At 30.1% G+C, this 3,175-nt stretch carries 2 protein-coding genes; both read right to left on the bottom strand.

Annotation, left to right across the window (positions count from 1 at the left end; translation table 11 throughout):
* Window positions 1-288: 288 nt before the first annotated feature.
* A complete protein-coding gene (locus F3G75_RS03010) occupies window positions 289-1,071 on the bottom strand; it encodes a hypothetical protein (RefSeq protein WP_149716505.1) in 783 nt (260 codons plus the stop codon).
* Window positions 1,072-1,080: 9 nt separating this feature from the next.
* Window positions 1,081-3,175 (bottom strand): glycoside hydrolase family 19 protein (locus F3G75_RS03005; RefSeq protein ID WP_410470363.1); only part of this gene is annotated, 2,095 nt, incomplete at its 5' end.

The following is a 3,175-nucleotide window of genomic DNA, read 5'->3' as shown; positions in this document are numbered from 1 at the left end:
TACTTTTATCAAAGCAGTGATGAAGATATATCTTATCTATATCTTCACTTGCCTTACCATCTTCGTTTTCAATGATGAGATTGTTTATTGTAAGAGTAAGACCTGAACTTGATGCTGATGTAGGCACTACATTATTACCATGTGCTAGACGAAGCTTTATATCAAACATAGCCGAGTCTTTATCATCTCTTAGGGTAAAGTTATTCTCTTTGGCAAAATTTAATAAAGAGAAATTTAGGTGTTTGTTTTTGGACGAGGAGAAATTTGAAGTGATGAGAAGTAGTCATACTACTCCTCTTTTCTATTCTCAGGCAAAATCAAATGACCATTTTTGTCTATTAGGGAGTATTGCACGAGCACAATATATAATAGGTCATCTATCTGTGGATAATCGGCATCATAGTGGTAAATTTTGTACTTTTGCAAAAATTCGTTATTTATTTCAGCTCTTTTTGCATCTCTTGGTGCGCTACTATTTTCTATTGGTACATACTTTAAGGTGTCTTCAAAAACCTCCTTAAATTTCTCATAATCTTTGCCATAAATTCTTTTAAAAAGCTCTTTATCATTTTCATAAAGTATTAAAGCTAGCTTGGCAGTATACTCTCTATAGAAATTCTTTACACAATAGATACTTTCAGATACAAAAAATGCTGACCTTGTGATAAAGCTATAGTCATACTCTTTTTTTGAGTATCTAATGCACTCTTTTTTACTATCTTTTATCCTTTCTCTAGCTATCTTTTGAGCCTTTTCTTTTAAATTTGGGTTTTCTTTTACTATTAGATTATAAAGATCGCTAAAATAGTTATCTCTAAAAGAGTTATAGTCTGACTGGCATATAAAGTCTTCTAAAGAGTATTTTTTAAATTTATACTTTCCTTTGGTGTCATAGCAGGCAAAGCTTGGTTTACTCTTTGTGCCATAATCCCTCCAAGGGCTTGAATCATAATCATTTAGTTGGTAAAAATCATTACTAAATTTATTGATAGCATTTTCAGGGCTTAAAGGTTCAAAAGCGTTTAAATTTAAACTAGCAATTAGGGCTAACAATATGCTTTTAAATTTCATCCTACATCCTTACTGAAACATCTTAAATATATTTGCATCTCTGATACGTTTATACGCCTCTTTCCTACGCTCTAGCCCAAGTTTTTGTGGATTTATAACAGTGGTTATGCGCTCTACTATATCACTATTATCCGAATCCGCTTTGCTTTCATCGGCTATTTCATAAAGACGATATTTTTTAGGTTTTGGTCTTTCTAGAGTCCAAAAATATGCAGCAGAAACTAGAGCATATTTTCCATCTAAAGTTAATAAATCTGGTGAATTTACAAAATTTACTTCTTCATCTAGCCAATAATTATTACGCGCATATTTGTTGAAATCTTTATAGTTAAATTTTCCAGTAAGTTGCTTAATTCCTCTACCTCTAAAATTAAATCCATCATCGCCACCATCATTGCCCAAATAACCCTCTCCACGATCAGAGTACATAGCGTTACCAACAAATCTTGCCCATTTTGAAGGGTCTGTCTTGTCGTAATATTGTGGATATAGTTTTTTGGCTTCTTCTAATCTGGCTTTGCCTCTATAGCTAATTATATTATTCTCTGTAAATTTTTCTAACTCTTCTTCTAAAGTAAAATCACCTTTTGTTGTCTTTGCCTCTACAAAGCATTGCCCAAAAAAATGTTCTAATCTATTTCTAGTATTAAGCTTATATTTTACATACATTTGAATTCCATCATCATCTCTTCTATTTAGTTCATCTACCATTTCTTGTAAGATATATTCTTGATTTGTTTTTATATTGGTAAATACTTGTTTTAGCATATCTAGTGTAAATGGATAATCTTTAATCTCTATTAAAACATTTATCCCCTCATCACCATCTTCCCACATACCACTATCTACTCTAGTTAAACTCTTTGATTCATTAAAAGAGTTAATAAATTTATCCATATCCTTTTTATTTAATAAATTTATACCAAGCTTATCATCTTTATCTATATTAGACTGATTATTGCTAGAGCTCTCTTCTTTTGCATAAATTTGATAGCTCTTATTTGTCTTCTCATCACTTTTTAGCTCTTTGCTTAGCTTATCATCTTCATATATATTTATCTCATTTGATGAGATATCTTTGCTTATATATAAGTAATTATCATTTTTTATTAAAGCATCGTTTTTATTATCACTAAGCTTTAATCTAGCATCAAATGCCTTCTCTTTTATGGTATGCTCAAACTCATATATAACTAGCTTATCATCTTTAAATTTAATATATAGAGGTATCTTTATATCTATTCTTATATGATTTTTGCCATATCTTGTATAAAACTTAAATTTATCCTTATCACCTTCAAGATATGCAAAAAATACTATAGTATGACTACCTTGCTTTAGCTTATCTAGATCATCTTTTTGTATAACATCTGAAATTTTAAATGTTATCTCTTTACCTTTTTGATCTTTTAAGCCTACTACATCTTTTGGATTTGATTTGGATAGCTCATCATACTCTTTACTTTTTATGACCTTATATCCCCAAAGTATCTCTTTATATCTCTTACTACCTTTTTCTTGTTTATATATAGCCTTTAAGCTTATTGGCTCATTTGTCTTAAATGGATACTCACTACCAGAGATTACATTTGTTATATGATCTGTTATATCTCTTAACGAGACCTTATTGCTATAGCAAAAGTTAGAGCTACTCTTATCTTGATATCCTAAAGATATTACAGCTGTATCAGAGTGAGCATGAATATCTTTAGTGCTATAAACTTTACTTAGATCACTTGAATAAAGTATAAATTTAGTATCTCCTTTATTCTCTTTGTCTATTGGGATATTAAATGTAGCTGTATATGAGTTCTTGATATCTGAGTCTTCATTTTTTACTAAAGATATACTCTCATATATACTTTTATCAAAGCAGTGATGAAGATATATCTTATCTATATCTTCACTTGCCTTACCATCTTCGTTTTCAATGATGAGATTGTTTATTGTAAGAGTAAGACCTGAACTTGATGCTGATGTAGGCACTACATTATTACCATGTGCTAGACGAAGCTTTATATCAAACATAGCCGAGTCTTTATCATCTCTTAGGGTAAAGTTATTCTCTTTGGCAAAATTTAATAAAGAGAAATTTAGGTGTTTG

Source organism: Campylobacter concisus (assembly GCF_902460705.1).
In the GTDB taxonomy this organism is placed as follows: Bacteria; Campylobacterota; Campylobacteria; order Campylobacterales; family Campylobacteraceae; genus Campylobacter_A; species Campylobacter_A concisus_Z.
This window is presented reverse-complemented; position numbering and strand designations above follow the sequence as displayed.